Annotated in this window: 17 protein-coding genes; 12 read left to right on the top strand and 5 right to left on the bottom strand. The window is 69.0% G+C overall.

Translation table 11 applies throughout. The features are described from left to right. Positions 1 to 151 precede the first annotated feature (151 nt). From MMSR116_RS08280 to MMSR116_RS08265, 4 genes are read left to right on the top strand one after another with little or no spacing between them, the layout of a single operon-like run. Positions 152 to 1,375 (top strand): MFS transporter, encoded by a 1,224-nt coding sequence (locus MMSR116_RS08280; protein WP_010685645.1) that lies wholly within the window; start codon positions 152 to 154, stop codon positions 1,373 to 1,375. Positions 1,376 to 1,408: 33 nt separating this feature from the next. Next, on the top strand, positions 1,409 to 2,170 hold the full coding sequence (locus MMSR116_RS08275; protein ID WP_010685646.1) for a glucose 1-dehydrogenase: 762 nt from the start codon (positions 1,409 to 1,411) through the stop codon (positions 2,168 to 2,170). A gap of 53 nt (positions 2,171 to 2,223) precedes the next feature. Then, positions 2,224 to 3,213, top strand: coding sequence for an aldo/keto reductase (locus MMSR116_RS08270; protein WP_010685647.1), 990 nt, complete (start codon positions 2,224 to 2,226; stop codon positions 3,211 to 3,213). Positions 3,214 to 3,253: 40 nt separating this feature from the next. Continuing rightward, positions 3,254 to 4,297: an SMP-30/gluconolactonase/LRE family protein gene (locus tag MMSR116_RS08265; protein ID WP_010685648.1), complete on the top strand. Its 1,044-nt coding sequence runs from the start codon at positions 3,254 to 3,256 to the stop codon at positions 4,295 to 4,297. A 181-nt stretch (positions 4,298 to 4,478) separates the two neighbouring features. On the opposite strand, the gene MMSR116_RS08260 is transcribed toward MMSR116_RS08265, so the two are convergent. Then, entirely contained in the window at positions 4,479 to 5,435 is a 957-nt protein-coding gene (locus MMSR116_RS08260; protein WP_039894111.1) for an aldo/keto reductase, read from the bottom strand. 113 nt (positions 5,436 to 5,548) lie between these two features. On the opposite strand from MMSR116_RS08260, the gene MMSR116_RS08255 reads away from it, so the two are divergent. Then, entirely contained in the window at positions 5,549 to 6,436 is an 888-nt protein-coding gene (locus MMSR116_RS08255) for a LysR family transcriptional regulator (protein ID WP_010685650.1), read from the top strand. Between the two features lie 208 nt (positions 6,437 to 6,644). Here MMSR116_RS08255 and MMSR116_RS08250 read toward each other — a convergent pair whose 3' ends face one another. After that, positions 6,645 to 7,535 (bottom strand): LysR family transcriptional regulator, encoded by an 891-nt coding sequence (locus MMSR116_RS08250; RefSeq protein ID WP_010685651.1) that lies wholly within the window; start codon positions 7,533 to 7,535, stop codon positions 6,645 to 6,647. A gap of 130 nt (positions 7,536 to 7,665) precedes the next feature. On the opposite strand from MMSR116_RS08250, the gene MMSR116_RS31325 reads away from it, so the two are divergent. Both MMSR116_RS31325 and MMSR116_RS08245 read left to right on the top strand, forming a co-directional pair. Then, entirely contained in the window at positions 7,666 to 7,842 is a 177-nt protein-coding gene (locus MMSR116_RS31325) for a hypothetical protein (RefSeq protein ID WP_010685652.1), read from the top strand. 58 nt (positions 7,843 to 7,900) lie between these two features. Next, the gene (locus MMSR116_RS08245) at positions 7,901 to 8,611 is read left to right on the top strand and encodes a RibD family protein (protein ID WP_010685653.1); all 711 of its coding nucleotides are present in this window, start codon (positions 7,901 to 7,903) and stop codon (positions 8,609 to 8,611) included. 97 nt (positions 8,612 to 8,708) lie between these two features. Here the strand turns inward: MMSR116_RS08245 and MMSR116_RS08240 are convergent, their stop codons facing one another. Both MMSR116_RS08240 and MMSR116_RS08235 read right to left on the bottom strand, forming a co-directional pair. Then, complete coding sequence (locus MMSR116_RS08240) at positions 8,709 to 8,918, bottom strand: hypothetical protein (RefSeq protein ID WP_039894081.1); 210 nt, start codon at positions 8,916 to 8,918, stop codon at positions 8,709 to 8,711. A gap of 90 nt (positions 8,919 to 9,008) precedes the next feature. Continuing rightward, complete coding sequence (locus MMSR116_RS08235; RefSeq protein WP_010685655.1) at positions 9,009 to 9,902, bottom strand: LysR family transcriptional regulator; 894 nt, start codon at positions 9,900 to 9,902, stop codon at positions 9,009 to 9,011. 104 nt (positions 9,903 to 10,006) lie between these two features. On the opposite strand from MMSR116_RS08235, the gene MMSR116_RS08230 reads away from it, so the two are divergent. The 5 genes from MMSR116_RS08230 (at position 10,007) to MMSR116_RS08210 (ending at position 13,736) form a co-directional block, all read left to right on the top strand. Then, entirely contained in the window at positions 10,007 to 10,684 is a 678-nt protein-coding gene (locus MMSR116_RS08230) for a peroxiredoxin-like family protein (RefSeq protein ID WP_039894115.1), read from the top strand. 51 nt (positions 10,685 to 10,735) lie between these two features. Beyond that, positions 10,736 to 11,404: a glutathione S-transferase family protein gene (locus tag MMSR116_RS08225; protein WP_010685657.1), complete on the top strand. Its 669-nt coding sequence runs from the start codon at positions 10,736 to 10,738 to the stop codon at positions 11,402 to 11,404. 56 nt (positions 11,405 to 11,460) lie between these two features. Beyond that, on the top strand, positions 11,461 to 12,273 hold the full coding sequence (locus MMSR116_RS08220) for an SDR family NAD(P)-dependent oxidoreductase (protein ID WP_010685658.1): 813 nt from the start codon (positions 11,461 to 11,463) through the stop codon (positions 12,271 to 12,273). 102 nt (positions 12,274 to 12,375) lie between these two features. Further along, complete coding sequence (locus MMSR116_RS08215) at positions 12,376 to 13,011, top strand: NADPH-dependent F420 reductase (RefSeq protein ID WP_010685659.1); 636 nt, start codon at positions 12,376 to 12,378, stop codon at positions 13,009 to 13,011. Positions 13,012 to 13,160: 149 nt separating this feature from the next. Beyond that, a complete protein-coding gene (locus MMSR116_RS08210) occupies positions 13,161 to 13,736 on the top strand; it encodes a YdeI/OmpD-associated family protein (RefSeq protein WP_010685660.1) in 576 nt (191 codons plus the stop codon). Between the two features lie 1,561 nt (positions 13,737 to 15,297). Here the strand turns inward: MMSR116_RS08210 and MMSR116_RS08205 are convergent. Further along, on the bottom strand, positions 15,298 to 16,605 hold the full coding sequence (locus MMSR116_RS08205) for an Nramp family divalent metal transporter (RefSeq protein ID WP_010685662.1): 1,308 nt from the start codon (positions 16,603 to 16,605) through the stop codon (positions 15,298 to 15,300). Between the last annotated feature and the right edge of the window lie 193 nt (positions 16,606 to 16,798).

Below are 16,798 nucleotides of genomic sequence, written 5' to 3'. Positions count from 1 at the left end.
GCCCCGGCCGGTAGCTTCCCTCACGAACGCGGCGGCGGCGGCGCAGTGCCGCCCCGCCGGCCGACAGGGGACCGGCGAGGCCCCAGGCCCGCTCCACGACCGGAAACGGTCGCCACCAGCCACGACGACCAGGAAAGGGGCGCCTTTGCCCATGAACGCGAACCAAGCCTGCGCGACCGAGAACGCGTTCATGGACAAAACGGGCGCGCCTGCGACCCGCGGCTGGGCGGCGGTGTTCGCGATGGCCCTGTGCAGCGCGACCCTGGTCGCCTCCGAGTTCATGCCGGTCAGCCTGCTGACGCCCATCGCCGGCGACCTGCACATGTCCGAGGGCAACGCCGGACAGGCCATCGCCGTCTCGGGCCTGTTCGCGGTGATCACGAGCCTCTCGGTCTCGACCGCCACGCGCGGCATCGACCGGCGCGTCGTCCTGCTGTCCTTGACCGTGCTGATGATGGTGTCGGGCCTGATGGTGGCGCTCGCTCCCAACGCGCTGGTGTTCATGGCCGGGCGCGCATTGGTCGGCGTCGTCATCGGCGGCTTCTGGTCGATGTCGGCGGCCACCGCCATGCGCCTGGTGCCCGAGGCACAGGTTCCGCAGGCGCTCGGCCTGCTGAACGGCGGCAACGCCCTGGCGACGACCGTCGCGGCGCCGCTCGGCAGCTTCCTCGGGCAGTACATCGGATGGCGCGGCGCCTTCTTCTGCGTCGTCCCGCTCGCGGCCGTGACGCTGGCCTGGCTGTTCGCGAGCCTTCCCGCGATGCCGTCCGCGCGCGGGACGGCCCAGGGCGGCACGGTGTTCCGGGTCCTCCGCCGACGCACGGTCCCCCTCGGGATGCTCGGCTCCTCGCTGTTTTTCCTCGGGCAGTTCGCCGTGTTCACCTACCTGCGTCCGTTCCTTGAGACGGTCACGCAGGTCGGCGTCACCACCCTGTCCCTCATCCTGCTCGTCATGGGCGGATCGGGCCTGCTCGGCACCTACCTGATCGGCCTGCTTCTCAAGGCGCGCCTCTACAGCATCCTCATCGCGACGCCGGTCGCGATGGCGGCCATCGGCATCGCGACCATGGCGTTCGGCGCGTCGCCGTTCGCGGTGACGGTCCTGCTCGCGTGCTGGGGTCTCGTCGGCACGGCCGCCCCCGTCGCGTGGTGGACCTGGGTGAGCCGTGTGCTGCCCGACGACGCCGAGGCCGGCGGCGGGCTCTTCGTCGCCGTCGTGCAGATGGCCATCGCGCTCGGCGCCACCCTCGGGGGCGTCGCCTACGACGGCGGCGGGTACCGGAGCACCTTCGAGTTCGGCGCACTCGCCTTCGGCGCGGCGACCGTCGTCACCGTCCTGGCCTGGCGCCAGGGCAACCGGACCGTGGCCGCCTAGGCCGATCACCACCCTGAACGAAAGGGTACCGACATGCAGATCACCTTCGAGAACAAGGTCGCCCTCGTGACCGGCGCAGCCATGGGCGTGGGCTTGGCGACCGCCAGGTTGTTCGCCGAGGCCGGCGCGGCGGTTGTCCTGTCCGACCACAACGAGGAGGCCCTCGGCGAGGCCGTCGCCGGGCTTGAGGCCGCCGGCCATACGGTGCTCGGCGTCCGATGCGACGTGTCCGACAAGGCCGAGGTCGAGGCCATGGTCCGGCGTACCGTCGACACCTTCGGGCGCCTGGACGCGGCCTTCAACAACGCCGGCATCCAGATCCCGCCGAACGACGTCGTCGACGTGCCGGACGAGGACTACGAGCGGGTGATGTCGGTCAACCTGCGCGGCGTCTGGAACTGCATGCAGGCGGAGCTACGCCAGATGCGGCGGCAGGGCAGCGGCGCCATCGTGAACTGTTCGTCCATCGGCGGCCTCATCGGCAACCCGGGCCTCGCCGCCTACCACGGCACGAAGTACGGCGTGATCGGCCTGACCCAGAGCGCGGCCCTGGAGAACGCCGCGCGTGGCATCCGGCTCAACGCGGTCTGCCCGGCCACCATCGACACGCCGATGGTGGCCAGGATGCTCGCCGAGCAGCCCGAGGCCATGGAGGTGATCATGCAGAAGCAGGTCATCGGGCGCCTCGGCCGTCCCGAGGAGGTCGGCGCGGCCGTGCTCTGGCTCTGCAGCGATGCGGCGAGCTTCGTCCTCGGCGTCGCCCTGCCGGTGGACGGCGGCTACACCGCGAACTGAGCGCGGCCGGCCCACGACCCCTTTCGACGACGACGGAATTCGGGAGCGATCCGATGGACACCACGCATCTCGGCCGGACCGGCCTGCGGGTCAGCCGCTTGGCGCTCGGCACCATGAACTTCGGCGAGCTGACCGACGAGGCGACGAGCTTCGCGGTCATGGACGAGGCGCTCGCCGCCGGCATCAACTTCTTCGATACGGCTGACGTCTACGGCGGCCCGCAATCGCCCGACATGGCGAAGGGCTACGGCGTCTCCGAGGAGATCATTGGCCGCTGGCTCGCCCAGGACACCGGCCGCCGTGACCGGATCGTACTGGCGACCAAGGTCTACCAGCCGATGGGGACGGGGCCGAACGACAAGTACCTGTCGGCCTACCACATCCGCCGGGCCTGCGAGGCCAGCCTGCGCCGGCTGAAGACCGACCACATCGACCTCTACCAGATGCACCACGTCGACCGGGCGACGCCATGGGCGGAGATCTGGCAGGCGATGGAGCAGCTCATCCGCGAGGGCAAGATCACCTACGTCGGGTCGAGCAACTTCGCCGGCTGGGACATCGCCACCGCCCAGTGCACGGCCACCGCGCGCAACTTGCTGGGGCTCGCTTCCGAGCAGAGCCTCTACAACCTGACCCAGCGCACGGTGGAGTTGGAGGTGATCCCGGCCCTGCGCCACTTCGGCATCGGCCTCATCCCGTGGAGCCCGGTCGGCATGGGGCTGCTGGGCGGCGTCCTTCGCAAGGCGAACGAGGGTCGGAGGGCGAGCCCGCACCTGCAGCAGCGGATCGACAAGCTCCGTCCGCAGCTCGAAGCCTACGAGGCGCTCTGCGCCGAGATCGGCGAGGCTCCCTCCGACGTGGCGCTCGCCTGGCTCCTGCACAACCCGGTGGTCACCGCGGCCATCACCGGCCCGCGCACGGTCGAGCAGTTGCGCCAGAACCTGAGGGCGCCGTCGCTGGCCCTCTCCGGCGAGACGCTGGCGAGGCTGGACGAGATCTGGCCCGGCCCCGGCGACGAGGCGCCTGTCGCCTACGCCTGGTAGGCCGTCCGGAATCGGCGTGACCATTCACGGAGGCGGGGACATGCTCCGAACCAGGGCACGGTACACCCTCCAGCTCGCGGCGCTGCTTGTCGCGTGGGCTGCCCCGGCGGCGTACGCGCAGCAGGGCGGCGGGGCGGTCCCCGGGCTCGCCTACGACGCGCAGACCCGCGGCCCCGTCCCGATACCGCCCTCCGAACGCGGCTTGCAGGCGGTGGTCGCGGAGCCCTGGCTGAGGGTGTCGTCCGAGGGGTTGGTGCTTGAGGGGCCGGCGTTCGACCGGGACGGCGACCTCCTGTTCTGCGACGTGGCCGGCCGGCGCGTGCTCCGTGCGTCGCCGGACAAGCGGCTATCGACGCTGGTCAGCCTGGAAAGCCTCGGCCCCGGCGGCATCGCGCTCCACCAGGACGGGCGCGTCTTCATCGCCGCCATGGATTTCGCGAAGGGCGTCGGCGCCGTCGTCTCGGTCGCGCCGGACGGCTCGGGCCTGCGTGAGGTCGTACCGACAAAGGCCGGCTACATGCCGAACGACCTCGTGTTCGACGCCCAAGGCGGCTTCTACTTCACCGACTTCCGTGGAACCTCGACCGACCCGAAGGGGGGCGTGTACTACGTCGCCCCCGACCTGAAGACCGTCACGCCCGTGCTGCCGCACCTCGCGATGGCCAACGGCGTCGCCCTGAGCCCGGACGGCAGGACGCTGTGGGTCACGGAGTTCAGCCGCAACCTGCTGCACCGGGTCGAGCTCGCCGACGCCACCACGCCCGCGCCGTTCGGGACAGCGGTCGCCTATCACTTCACCGGCCCCGCGCCCGACTCGATGCGCGCCGACGCCGACGGCAACCTCTACGTCGCCATCTACGGCCAGGGCCGGGTGCTGGCATTCAACCGGAACGGCATCCCCATCGGGCAGGTGCTGCTGCCGGGGCGCGACGGGGGCCACAACCTGCACTCGACCAGCATGGCCCTGCGACCGGGCACCGACGAGATCCTCGTCGTGACGAGCGACGGGAACGGCGGGCAGGGCGCGACCGTCTTCCACGCGAGGGCCTTCGCAAAGGCGGCGCCCCTCTATGGAAATCGTTGACGATCCGGGTCCTTGCGCATCCTGCCGGGTCGAGCAGGCATCGGCTTCCGATCCCGAGCGGCCTTGGGGATGTCCGCTGGCGGGCCGCCTGGTGGAGTGGCGCGGCATGGCCGCCGTGGATGGAAGATCGACCGGCGGAGCGCGAACCGGTTGTCGGCCTGATCTCCGCGCTCGCTCCTGCTCAACCGTGCGCGATCATCTCACGGCTCCCGCTAACCGCGTCTTGCGGAACCGCCTTGTCAATGGCCGACAGGGCTTCAGGCGACAGCCGTAAGGGCGATGCCAACGCTTCAGTCAGACGCTTCGGCGTGCGAGCGCCGACCAGGGGGACGATGTCGTCGCCCTGGCTTGCAGCCCAACCGATGGCCGCCTGCGCGACCGTGATCCCGTAAGTCCGCGCGACTTGGTGCAGCGCGCCCGCAAGCTCTCCGTTGCGAGCCCGGTTCACCCCTTGGAAACGTGGGAAGACGGCCGCCCGGAAGTCGCCCGCGCCGCTTCCCGAACTGCCCGTCAGCAGGCCCCGGCCGAGGACGCCGTAGGCCGTGACGCCGATGCCAAGCTCTCGGCAGGTCGGCAACACCTCGCCTTCGATGTCGCGGGACATTAGCCCATACTCGAATTGCAGCGCCGTGACCGGATGCGCCGCGTGGGCCCGCCGCAAGGTCGCGGCATCGACGTTGGTGATGCCGACGTGCCGGACGTAACCCTGTCGCACGAGGTCTCCTATGGCGCCGACCGTGTCCTCGACCGGGACGGCCGGGTCGAGGCCCGTCTGGTAGAGATCGACGTGGTCGGTCCCGAGACGCCGTAGCGAGTAGGCCAACGCGGTCTTCAGGGCGGAAGGGCGCGCGTCGGTCCCGACGAACGCGCCGTCCGGCCCTCGCTGGGCGCCGAACTTCACCTGGATGAAAGCCCTGCTGCGTTTACCGCGCAGGCCCTCGGCCAAGAGCAATTCGTTGTGACCCATGCCGTAGAAGTCGCCCGTGTCGAACAGGGTGACCCCCGCCTCGATTGCCGCCGAGATCGTGGCAAGGGCGGCGACACGGTCGCTGTGGCCGTAGAACTCCGACATGCCCATGCAGCCGAGGCCGATTGCCGACACCATCGGCCCGTTCGGGCCGAGACGACGCGTCTCCATTGCACCCTCCATTCATGAACCCCATCGGCGGGGCTCCCGAGAATGCAGTAGGCCATCGACCTATTGTCCGATAAGACGCCCACGAACGAACGAGGCGTTCGCGGAGCCGGACAATGGCAGGTGCCGACCTCAATGACCTGGGTTCGTTCATGCGGGTCGCCGATGCCGGGGGATTTCGGGCTGCCGCGCAACGCCATGGCGTTTCGGCGTCCTCGCTCAGTGATGCCGTCCAGCGGCTGGAACAGGCGACGGGCGTCCGCCTCTTCAATCGAACCACCAGGAGCATCGTGCCGACGGAAGCTGGTCAGCGGCTCCTGGAAAGGCTGCGCCCCGCCTTGACGGAAATCGCGGTGGCCTACGACGACCTGACGCCCGGTGGTGAGCCGGGCGGCACGCTGAAGCTCGATGTGCCCGGCGTCGTCGCACGCCACATCCTCCCCCCGATCGCCGCCGCCTTTCTCGCCGCCCATCCTCGCATCCGACTTGAGATCAGCGTGACCGAAGGCTTGGTCGACGTCATGGAGGCGGGATGCGTCGCTGGCATCCGCTACGACGAGCACATCGCAGCCGACATGATGGCAGTGCCAATCGGACCGAGGCGTCAGCGGTATGTTGGCGTGGCGTCCCCGGCGTATCTGGCCGCACACGGCACGCCACGCCATCCGGCGGAACTGGAAGCCCATGCGGGCATCGGGCACCTGTTCCCGAGCGGACGTGTGGCCGTCTGGGAGTTCGAGCGAGATGGCGAACGGATCAGGGTGCGGCCGGAAGGGCGGCTGATAACTGCCTCAAGCGACATCCAGGTCGCCGCAGCCATCGCTGGAAACGGCGTCTTGTTCACCTTCGAGGAGTTCGTCGCCCATCATGTCAAACGCGGTGAGCTCACCACCCTGTTGGACGACTGGCCGCTGGAGTTTGACGGACCCCGCATCTACTTCCCTCGGAGCCATCGCCGCGATCCGGCGCTCGCGGCCTTCGTACGCTTCGTCAGGGCGCTTTAGCGCATTCCCATGCGGCCTCGGTCGAGGGCCGGAGGTCAGCTTCCAGGCACGGCGCCGAAGCCCGCCTGCCACCCTGGGCGGTCCTTCTCCCAGCCGAGCCGGTCAGGTTGGACCGCGAAGCCGTCGGGATTCGGCCATCTCGATCCGGCGCGCCGCGCATGGATGCGGCCATGTTCGCCGGATGACCATCGGCGAACCCTGGCGCGCCTCAGCCCCGGTGACGCAACGCTTCCACCACGACCGCGAAGGCCGGCGAGGCCTGGCGGCGGCTCGGGTAGTACAGGTGGTAGCCCGGGAACGGCGGGCACCAGTCCGCGAGGACGTGGGTGAGCCGGCCCTCGGCGATGTCGACCAGCACGAGGTCCTCGGGGACGTAGGCCAGCCCGAGGCCGGCCAGGGCCGCCTTCCGGTTCAGGTCGATGGCGTTGAAGGCGAGCGGGCCTTCCACCCGCACCTTCACTTCCTGGCCGCCCTTCTCGAACTCCCAGGCATAGTGGCCGCCGTAGCTCGCCAGGTGGATGTTGATGCAGGAGTGGTCCGTCAGGTCCTGGGGGACGCGCGGCTTGCCCCGGCCCTTGAGGTAGGCAGGGGAGCCGACAACGGCCATGCGCATCTCGGGCCCGATGCGGGTCGCGATCATGTCCTTCTCGACCGCCTCGCCCAAGCGGACGCCGGCGTCGAAGCGCCCGGCGACGATGTCGGTGAGGCCGTTGTCGACGATGACCTCCACCTTGATGTCCGGGTACTCCGGCACGAGCCGCTCAAGGGCGGGCAGGAGGATGCCGGCGGCGTGGTCGCCGGACGAGATCCGGACGGTGCCGGCCGGCTTCTCGCGCATCTCGGTCAGGGCTGCGAGGTCGGCCTCGATGCCCTCGAATTGCGGGCCAACGATGCGCAGGAGGCGCTCGCCGGCTTCCGTCGGGGCGACGCTGCGGGTGGAGCGGTTCAGGAGGCGGACGCCGAGCCGCTCCTCAAGCCCGTTCATGGCGTGGCTGAGGGCCGACTGCGTCACGCCGAGCTTGGGCGCCGCGCGGGTGAAGCTGCGCTCCTGCGCGACCGTCACGAAGGCGAGCAGGTCGTTCAGGTTCTCGCGCGCCATTCATAATCACCGCTCATGAGCTCATGTGGATATTAGCGGCTAATCGGTCGTGGCGGCAGGGTGTATCGAACGTCCTGCACTACCGGCGGTCCGTCCGTACCGGCATCGTCGGCGAAAAGAAGGGCGTCGCATGACCAAGACCGTGGTCGTCCGCGGGGAGAAGTTCGAGCTCGCGGTGGAGCAGAAATCCAAGGCTGTCTGGAAGGTGAGCGGAACCTACAAGGGCAAGCTCCTGCAGTGGGAGGGCCGAAGCGCGAACATCGCCGCCGCAAGGTGGCGCGACCACGCCCACATCTCAACGCTCTAGCCAGTCGCTCCGCCGTCCGTCGAGGATATCGACAGGCCACCCGAACGCGAGGAACCCGATGCGCCCGAAGATCATCTGCCACATGGTGACGTCCATCGACGGCAAGCTGCACCCCAGCCGCTTCACCGTCCCGGCATCCGGCGTGGACGGGGCCCGGCTCCGGCAACACTACGACGAGGTCTCCGCCAAGTTCGGCGCCCAGGGCTGGATGTGCGGGCGCGTGACCATGCAGGAGATCTCGAAGGGCAAGGCGCGGCCGGTGACCGGCCCCGGCGTGAGCTCGCGCGAGCCGTTCGTCGGCGACCGCCGCGACCGGAACCTCGCGGTCGCCATCGACCCGCACGGCAAGGTCCACTACGGGCAGGACAACCTCTTGGGTGACCATGCCGTCGCGGTGCTCTCGGAGACGGTGTCCGACGCCTACCTCGCCGAGCTGCGCGAGGACGGCGTGTCCTACCTGTTCGCGGGTCGTGACGGTCGCGACCTCGCCAAGGCCATGGACGCGCTCGGCGAGACCTTCGGCGTAGAAACCCTGCTGCTGGAAGGGGGCGCGGCCGTCAACGGCGCCTTCCTGAAGGCTGGCCTGATCGACGAGATCAGCGTGCTCATCTTTCCGGCCGTCGACGGCTTGGCAGGTGTCCCCACCATCTTCGAGTACGCGGGCGAGCCCGACGAGCGGCCCGGCGCCGGTCAGGCGCTTCGCCACTTCCACACCGAGACCCTGGAGGGCGGCATGGTCTGGCTCCGCTACCGCGTCGAGGGCGCTTGAGTCGGTTGCCACGGGGTGTACCGTCACGTAGGCGCCGAGGCGGCATGAGCGGCATGAGCGGCATGAGCGGCATGCCCGCCCATGCCGCCGGGCATGATCAGGTCACTCCCCAGGATGAGGTACCACCCCGCTCAAGCGAGCCCAGGCCGGCTTGAGCGCTGACGGCCTCGTCGACCCGGAAGCCCGCATCCACAGGGTAGGAGGCCGTGACGGCGTACACCTCGTCGTTGTCGTCGACCGGCACGACCCGGGCGGAGGCGGAGCCGCCCGCAACCATGTCCGCGAGCTTATTGGTCTCCGCCGGCACCGCCTCCTACGCCAGGGGCAGGTGGTGGGTCACGGTAGTGCCCTGGCCGGCCCGGCTCTCCATGTCGGCCATGCGTGACAACGTCGCTGTTCAACCCGGAGCGAGCGACGCTCCGAGATGATCCACGATGGCGCGGACCTTCGCCGACGGCCTCGGACCCGCCGGGAAGACCGCATAGACCTCCGCCGGATCGAGCCGATAGGGTTCGAGCAGATGCGTGAGCTGGCCGGTTCGCAGCTCCTCCCCGACCATGACACGGGTCGCCAGCGCGATGCCCAGCCCCGCGACCGCGGCGGCGAGGATGCCGGACGCCGAGTTGATCCAGAGCTTGGCGGGGACGTCGACGGAGGTGGCGGTCCGATTGTGCGTGAAGCGCCAACTCTCGCGACCGAACAGGCCGTGCTGGACGATGCAGTCGTGGCCGGCGAGCTCGGCCGGGTTGGCCGGCGTGCCGCGGGCCGAGAGATAGGCCGGAGACGCGACGACCAGCCGCTCGACCGCCGCGACCCTGCGGGCTCCGAAGGAGGAGTCCGCCAGCGGCCCGACACCCATGCGGATGGCGACGTCGACCCCGTCCGTGACGAGGTTCTGGCGCGCATCGCTCATGGTGATCTCAACCCTCAGGTCCGGATGTCGTGCCAGGAACGTCGAGAGCGCGGGGATGACCGCCCGTGAGCCGTACAGCACCGGCAGCGCGAGGCGGATGACGCCCTGCAGCGAATCCACCCCCCGTGCCGCCTGCTCGGCCTCCTCGACCTCCGCGAGGAGGGATCTGGCGCGTTCCAGGTAGAGGCTGCCGGCTTCCGTCAGCGAGATGCTGCGGGTGGTGCGCAGGAGCAGCGTCGTGCCCAGCCGCGCCTCCAGCGCACCGACGATGCGCGACACGGAGGGCTGCGAGAGCATCAGCTCGCGTCCCGCGCGCGATAGGCTGCCGGTCTCCGCAACGCGGACGAACACGGACATCTCCTGCCAGCGGTCGCTCATTCGTAATCCGGATAAATGATGTTCGCGGGAAGCGGATACACGGTTTTTGGCAGATGGCCTACCTCCCGGATCACGGCGCCGATGCGGTGCCGGGGAGAACGGCGATGAGGCTTCAGGACAAGCTCGACGCCCTGCGCGAGGCTTTCGAGAACGGACGCTTCCCGTTGGTGCCGAACCGCGACCAGCTCGACACGATGCGGCGCGCGACCCAGGCGCTGGTCGACGGCGGGCAGGTCGACCGCGCCCTCAAGGCCGGCGACGTCGCGCCCGAGTTCACGCTCAGGGACGCGGATGGGAACGACGTGAGCTCGCGGTCGCTGCTCGGGCGGGGGCCAATCGTGGCCACCTTCTACCGCGGGGTCTGGTGCCCTTACTGCAACTACGACCTCCAGGCCCTTGAGGAAGTCCGGCCCGAGATCGAGGCGCGGGGCGCGAGCCTCGTCGCAATCTCTCCGCAGACGCAGGCGAACAGCCGCAAGTCCCAGCGCGACAACAAGCTGGGCTTCCCGATCCTGAGCGACCCCGGCGCCGCCGTCGCCTCCAGGTTCGGCCTGCGCTTCGCGCTGCCGGACGACCTGATGGAGGTCTACCGCCAGTTCGGCAACGACCTCGCCAGGATCAACGACGATCCGGCCTGGGTCCTGCCGATGCCGGCCCGCTACGTGATCGCGACGGACGGCGTGATCGCCTACGCCGAGGTCAACCCCGACTACACGCGGCGACCCGACCCGTCCGAGCTGCTGCCCGTCCTCGACCGGCTGCGCGTCGGCGTCACGGCCTGACCGCCGTCATCCCCCCGAGAGACCATCACCCGAGAGAAGGAGTGCCTTGCCATGGCCATCAAGATCTACGGCGACCCCGGTTCGGGCAGCCGCCGTCGCGTGACCGCAGCCGCGGCTGCGATGGGCGTCGACATCGAGATCGTGGATATCGATCTCTTCAAGGGCGAGAGCCATACGCCCGAGTTCCTGGAGCTGAACCCGCACGGGCTGTCGCCCGTGATGGTGGATGGCGACCTCGTCCTCTACGAGTCCGCGGCCATCAACCTCTACCTCGCCGAGAAGGCGGGAAGCGACTTGGCGGGTCGGACGGCCCGCGAGCGGTTCGAGATCCTCCAGTGGATGTTCTGGTCGGGCGAGCAGTGGCGGGTCTTCGCGACGCTCACCTTCGACGAGGTGCTGGGCAAGCGCTTCATGGGGCAGCCCGCCGACGGGGCCATCGTCAAGCTGGCGGCCGACAAGATCCGGGCGGCCGCCGCGGTGCTGGACGCCCATCTCGCCAAGCACAGCCACATCGTCGGCGACCGGCTGACGCTGGCCGACTTCGACGTCGCCGGCCCGTTCTCGCAGAACGAGCGGACGAGGATCCCGCTCAACGAGTTCCCGAACCTCGTCGCCTGGCAACAACGGTTGCTGGCCACGGTGCCGGCCTGGGCCGCGACGAAGCGCGAGGTCGACGACCGCATCGACGGCGCCCTCGCGGCGGCGGGCATCGAGCTCTGACGACCTGGCGCCGGCGTCCCGTGGGGCGACCGGCGCCGAACCAGAGAGGCGAAACCATGAAGATCGATCTGGGCGGCCGGACGGCCGTCGTCACCGGCTCCACCGCCGGCATCGGCCGGGCGACCGCGGAGGGGCTGGCCCGGGCGGGTGCCTCGGTCATCGTCAACGGCCGCACCCAGGCGCGGGTCGACGAGGCGATGCGAGGGATACGTGCGGCAGTCCCGGGAGCCACGGTCTCCGGCATCGCCGCCGACCTGTCGACCGCGGAGGGCGCCAGTGCCTTCATCGCGGAGGCGCCGGACGCCGCTATCCTCGTGAACAACGTCGGCACGGCGTACCTCCGGGAGTACCGGGGCATCCGGGACATCGCGGCCATCCCCGACGCCGACTGGCTCGGCCTGTTCCACCTCAACGTCATGAGCGGCGTGCGCATGTCGCGCCACTACCTGCCGCGCATGGTCGACAAGGGCTGGGGGCGCGTCGTCTTCGTCAGCAGCGAGTCCGGGGTCAACACGCCCAAGGAGATGCTCGACTACGGGATGACCAAGACCGCCCAGCTCGCCGTCTCGCGCGGCCTGGCCGAGGCGGTGGCGGGCACGGGCGTCACGGTGAACGCCGTGCTGCCGGGGCCGACCCGGTCCGAGATCCTCGGCGAGTTCATGGCGAAGCAGGCCGAGGCGGATGGCATCACGGTGGAGGATGCCGAGCAGCGCTTCCTGAAGGTACTGCGCCCGACGAGCCTGATCCGGCGCTTCGCCACCGCCGAAGAGGTCGCGAACATGATCGTCTACGCCTGCTCGGAGCAGGCGTCGGCGACCAGCGGCGCCGCGCTGCGCGTGGACGGCGGCGTCGTGCGCTTCGTGGCCTGACGCCGAGCGCCCGGCGGGCCCCCGGACCGTGATGCCGGCAAGACGCGTCAGCCGACGCGTGCGCCTCATCTCAACGCACTCTGACCAAAGGCAGGACGAACCATGAGGATCGGCATCGTGGGCAGCGGCCGAATCGGCGGCCTGATCGGAACGCTCTGGTCCAGGGCGGGGCACGAGGTCCTGTTCTCGTCGCGCAATCCGCGGAACTTGGTTGGGCTCGTCGAGCAGGCGGGCGGCAGCGCAAGGGCAGGCACACCGGAACAGGCAATCGCCTTCGGCGACGCCGTGCTGTTGTCGGTCCCTTTCGGCGCGTTGCCGGAATACGGTCGCACGATGAGCGGAGCCTTCGGCGGCAAGGTCGTCCTCGACACCTCGAACCCCTATCCGAACCGTGACGGGCCCATGGCCGAGGAGGTCACGCGGTCGGGCCGAGGGACCGGTCCCTACCTGCGCGAGTGGTTTTCGGGCGTCCGCATCGTGCGCGCCTTCAACACCGTCTGGGACCGCACGCTGGAGCGCGAGGCGCACCGGGCCGCCCCCCGCGTCGGGATCCCGCTCGCGTCGGACGACGCCGAGGCGCTGCGCACCGCGGCCGCGCTGGTGACGGACGCCGGCTTCGATCCGGTGGTCGTCGGTCCGCTCGACCGCTCGCGCGAGTTCGATATGGGCGCGCCGGTCTACGACACCGGAATGTCCGGGCCGGAGGTGCGGGCGGCCCTTGGCCTCCCTGCAGCCTAGCGTCGCGCCGCCCGAGGGAGGCGGGGCGACCGAAGAGGTCGACGGACGAGCGCGCCGGTCAAGAGACCCCGAATGCAGCGGGTGGCGATCAGACTACGTTGGTCTACTGTTGAACGGGACCTCGGGCGGCGCCGTGAGAGAGGGGTGGCGTGGACGAATTTGGGCGCGGGATACTGTCGTTCAGGGATGCCGGCGAACTCGGCGCTTGGCTGGAGGAGCACCACCGGTCGGCCGGCCAGCTCTGGGTGCGCATCTTCAAGGTCGGGTCGGGGCTACCTTCCGTGACATGGGCCGACTGCGTCGTCGAGGCGATCCGCTTCGGTTGGATCGACGGGCAGAAACGGGCGTTCGACGACATCTCGTTCCTGCAGCGGCTCACCCCCAGGAAGCCGGGGTCGACTTGGTCGGCGAAGAACCGGGAGCACGTGTCGAGGCTTGAGACCGAGGGGAGGATGACGGCGGCCGGCATGGCGCACGTGGAGGCCGCCAGGGCGGACGGCCGGTGGGAGGCCGCCTATGCCGGGTCCGCCGCGATGGTCCTCCCGGACGACTTCCTGGTGGCGCTGGAGACGAGGGCCGCCGCCAAGACGTTCTTCGCCACTCTGGACCGTAGGAACCTGTACGCGATCTACCATCGCCTCCAGACCGCCAAGCGCCCGGAGACCCGAGCCAGGAGGAAGGAGGCGATCCTGGACCAGCTGGAGCGCGCCGAGCGTTTCCACTGAGGCATCGAGGTCACGAACGGCCTGTTCCTGCGGCAGTGGCGGCAAGGGGCGTTCCGGGGACGGTCCGGCGCCTGGTCGGCCTGAAGCTCGCCGTCACGCCGCTGATAACGGCGGCCCTTGGCCTCGGCCGTTCCCAGACCCGAGCCAGGAGGAAGGAGGCGATCCTGGACCAGCTGGAGCGCGCCGAGCGTTTCCACTGAGGCATCGAGGTCACGAACGGCCTGTTCCTGCGGCAGTGGCGGCAAGGGGCGTTCCGGGGACGGTCCGGCGCCTGGTCGGCCTGAAGCTCGCCGTCACGCCGCTGATAACGGCGGCCCTTGGCCTCGGCCGTTCCCATGCCTGTACCTCGACGGCGTCGTGCTGCCCGCCTACGAGGGCCAGCCGCCCGATCCGGGCGCCAGGCTCTTCCGCACGCTGATCATGGTGGTCCCGGGCGTCGCCATGACCGTGCTCGCCGTCCTGGGCTGGCGGCGTCCCGTTCCCAAGACCAAGACCATGGGGCACGTCCTGGACGCAGACGCGCTGGAGATGGTCGCCGACATGCTGGACGACGCGCCGGTCACCAGCCGTCCCGCGCGAGCCGGACGAGGAGGTCCGTCTGGTCAGCGCCGTCCGCCCGCTCCGCCCGTACCTTGCCGTCGGGCGCCCGCGTCACGCGGACGGCGCCCTCGCCACACCCCCAGGTCGCTTGCCCAACGTCCAGATAGCTGAACGTGCGTGGGGCCACCTCCAGCCGGAAGCGGCCCCACGATTTGACGACCCTATGTCAATGCGGAACTTTGGTGCCCAAAGCGGAACTTTGGGCCCGAGATCACCCACTAACCACGACTACGGCGAGCAGCAGTGGGGCGATGATGTTGGTGATCTTGATCGCCGGGCCCACGGCGAGGTCGGTGTTGCCATAAGCAAGGTAGCTCGACCGGCCGAAGAAGCGCCGTTTGCGTCTAAGCGAATGCTCAAGGCCGCAGAGTCGAGGCCCGGTTACTTACCTCCCAAAGTCCGAAGCAGCCATTCCGCTTATGGCCATTTCCCGCCAATTGCCGAGCGTCTGCTTTCGTCGGACCCGCTCCCCAAACCGGAACAGCTGCAATCCACCCAACCCAGCCGCCCAGGGAACCATCGGTGCTTCCGGAAAGCGGTTATTGGCCAGGCTTGGTGCAACATCGATTCGGGGTGGTGAGCAGCCTTCAGCACTGCGGCCGAAACCGGACGTACAAGCCAGCAGCGGTCAGTCTGGTTTGGGTGCACCTTTAGCAGACCGCTGTTTGTGCCTGCTTCGAACCGGAGCGTTCCGCAAGGGCAAGCCCTGTTTGGATCGGTGCTGAACCTGCTTGCTACAGCCCTCCTTACCCCGCACTTCGCGTGAACCGCCAAACCGTAGCGAGTTCGAGCAAGGCGCCTGTAAAGGTCACAAGGCCAGCGATGGTCTTTGCCCAGGGCGGCCCTGACCCGCCCATTCCGATGATAATCAGCGGGACCAAGCCGGCCGGCATCACTAGGCTGGAACACACCAAGCCTCTGCGGAGATGCACGACGCGCCCCGGGTGTGACGCAGGCGCTCTCACAGGAACCACGTCACGATGAGGCAAACGGTGGCGGCGAACGTCACGAGGGTCGTGATCCATCCCAGCAGGTTCGTCAGCCAGCCATTGATCCAATCCCCCATCACCGCCTTGTCGTTCGTCATCAGCATCATGAGGAAGAGCAGCGGCGGCACCGAGAAGCCCTGCACGATGCCAGACCACACCAAGGCTCGCATCGGATTGAAGCCGAGGAAGTTCAGCCCCACAGCCAGCGCCGTCACCGCCGCGATGGTGCCGTAGAATAGCTTGGCCTCGCTCGGGCGCGCGTGCAGACTGCCTTTCCGGCCGGCCCCCTGCACGAGGTCATAGGCGGCGCCTGTGGTCATCACCGGCACCGCCAGGAAGCCGACGCCCACCACGCCCAAAGCGAACAGGTACTTGGCTCCGGCACCCGCCAGCGGTTCCAAGGCGGCGGCAGCCTGGGCCGCGCTCTCGATCTCGGTCTGACCGGCGGGGTGCAGGGTCGCGCCAGTGGACAGGATGATGAAGTACAAGATTACGTTCGAGAATAGCATCCCGATCACCACGTCCCGCCGGGTCTTGCGCAGCTCGGCATCGGTCGCCCCCTTGCGCTGCCGCAGCGTGTGGCGGCCCTGCGCAATCTCCTCCTCGACCTCCTGGTTTGACTGCCACGTGTAGATGTAGGCCGAGAGCGAGGTGCCGATGCAGGCTACGATCATCGACAGGAAGTCGGCATCGAAGCGGACGTGCGGGATGAAGGTGCCGCGTAGGATCTCGTAAGGGTCTGGTTTCGCGAGAATAGCGGCTGCCACGTAGGCAAACAGGGCCAGGGCAAGCCAGCGGAAGATGTTGCGCAGAAGCGTGTAGGAGCCGAAGATCTGGAAGGCCAGGATTGCTACGGCAGCCCCGACCACGATGGTACTGATTGGCAGTGGAACCAGCAGGTTGAGGGCCGCGCCGATGCCGCCGAGATTGGCGGCCGCCTCGATGAGGTTGCCGACGAAGGCCCCGAGCACAATCGGGTAGAGGATCCAGCGCGGGTAGCGGTCGCGCACGATGGCGAACAGGCCCTTGCCGTAGACCTGCCCGAGCTTGGCCGAGACGTACACGACCACGTACATCATCGGCAGCACGACAGGGGCGATCCAGAGGAACGTCAGACCAAACTTCGCCCCGGCACTCGCGTAGGTCCCGATGGCAGAGGGGTCGTCGTCGGCCGCACCCGTGATCACGCCTGTGCCGAGGGCGTGGAGAAGGCCGCCATCTTTCTGCTGCTCGGCCTGATCCTCATCCTCGGTCAGCGGCTTGGGTGCGGGCTGGTCCATGGTCCTCATCGCAACAGGAGCGCGTAAAGGGCCAACCGGTGGGAAAAGGGGACTGTTCGGTGCAATTGGTGGGCGCGTCTCATCCGAAGTTCTCGGCTCGTTCGGAAGAGGGCTCACTTCGACGGTGATGCAGTCCGTTGCGGCCGCCTCGCCGAAGGTCGGCTCCTCACCCGTTGCAGACCCCTAACAACCG

Origin of the sequence: Methylobacterium mesophilicum SR1.6/6, assembly GCF_000364445.2 — a bacterium.
Lineage (GTDB): Bacteria > Pseudomonadota > Alphaproteobacteria > Rhizobiales > Beijerinckiaceae > Methylobacterium > Methylobacterium mesophilicum_A.
This window is presented reverse-complemented; position numbering and strand designations above follow the sequence as displayed.

Coding starts and splice junctions, on each gene's coding strand:
- MMSR116_RS08280 (WP_010685645.1), top strand. CDS start 152: ATGAACGCGAACCAAGCCTGCGCGACCGAGAACGCGTTCATGGACAAA.
- MMSR116_RS08275 (WP_010685646.1), top strand. CDS start 1,409: ATGCAGATCACCTTCGAGAACAAGGTCGCCCTCGTGACCGGCGCAGCC.
- MMSR116_RS08270 (WP_010685647.1), top strand. CDS start 2,224: ATGGACACCACGCATCTCGGCCGGACCGGCCTGCGGGTCAGCCGCTTG.
- MMSR116_RS08265 (WP_010685648.1), top strand. CDS start 3,254: ATGCTCCGAACCAGGGCACGGTACACCCTCCAGCTCGCGGCGCTGCTT.
- MMSR116_RS08260 (WP_039894111.1), bottom strand. CDS start 5,435: ATGGAGACGCGTCGTCTCGGCCCGAACGGGCCGATGGTGTCGGCAATC.
- MMSR116_RS08255 (WP_010685650.1), top strand. CDS start 5,549: ATGGCAGGTGCCGACCTCAATGACCTGGGTTCGTTCATGCGGGTCGCC.
- MMSR116_RS08250 (WP_010685651.1), bottom strand. CDS start 7,535: ATGGCGCGCGAGAACCTGAACGACCTGCTCGCCTTCGTGACGGTCGCG.
- MMSR116_RS31325 (WP_010685652.1), top strand. CDS start 7,666: ATGACCAAGACCGTGGTCGTCCGCGGGGAGAAGTTCGAGCTCGCGGTG.
- MMSR116_RS08245 (WP_010685653.1), top strand. CDS start 7,901: ATGCGCCCGAAGATCATCTGCCACATGGTGACGTCCATCGACGGCAAG.
- MMSR116_RS08235 (WP_010685655.1), bottom strand. CDS start 9,902: ATGAGCGACCGCTGGCAGGAGATGTCCGTGTTCGTCCGCGTTGCGGAG.
- MMSR116_RS08230 (WP_039894115.1), top strand. CDS start 10,007: ATGAGGCTTCAGGACAAGCTCGACGCCCTGCGCGAGGCTTTCGAGAAC.
- MMSR116_RS08225 (WP_010685657.1), top strand. CDS start 10,736: ATGGCCATCAAGATCTACGGCGACCCCGGTTCGGGCAGCCGCCGTCGC.
- MMSR116_RS08220 (WP_010685658.1), top strand. CDS start 11,461: ATGAAGATCGATCTGGGCGGCCGGACGGCCGTCGTCACCGGCTCCACC.
- MMSR116_RS08215 (WP_010685659.1), top strand. CDS start 12,376: ATGAGGATCGGCATCGTGGGCAGCGGCCGAATCGGCGGCCTGATCGGA.
- MMSR116_RS08205 (WP_010685662.1), bottom strand. CDS start 16,605: ATGGACCAGCCCGCACCCAAGCCGCTGACCGAGGATGAGGATCAGGCC.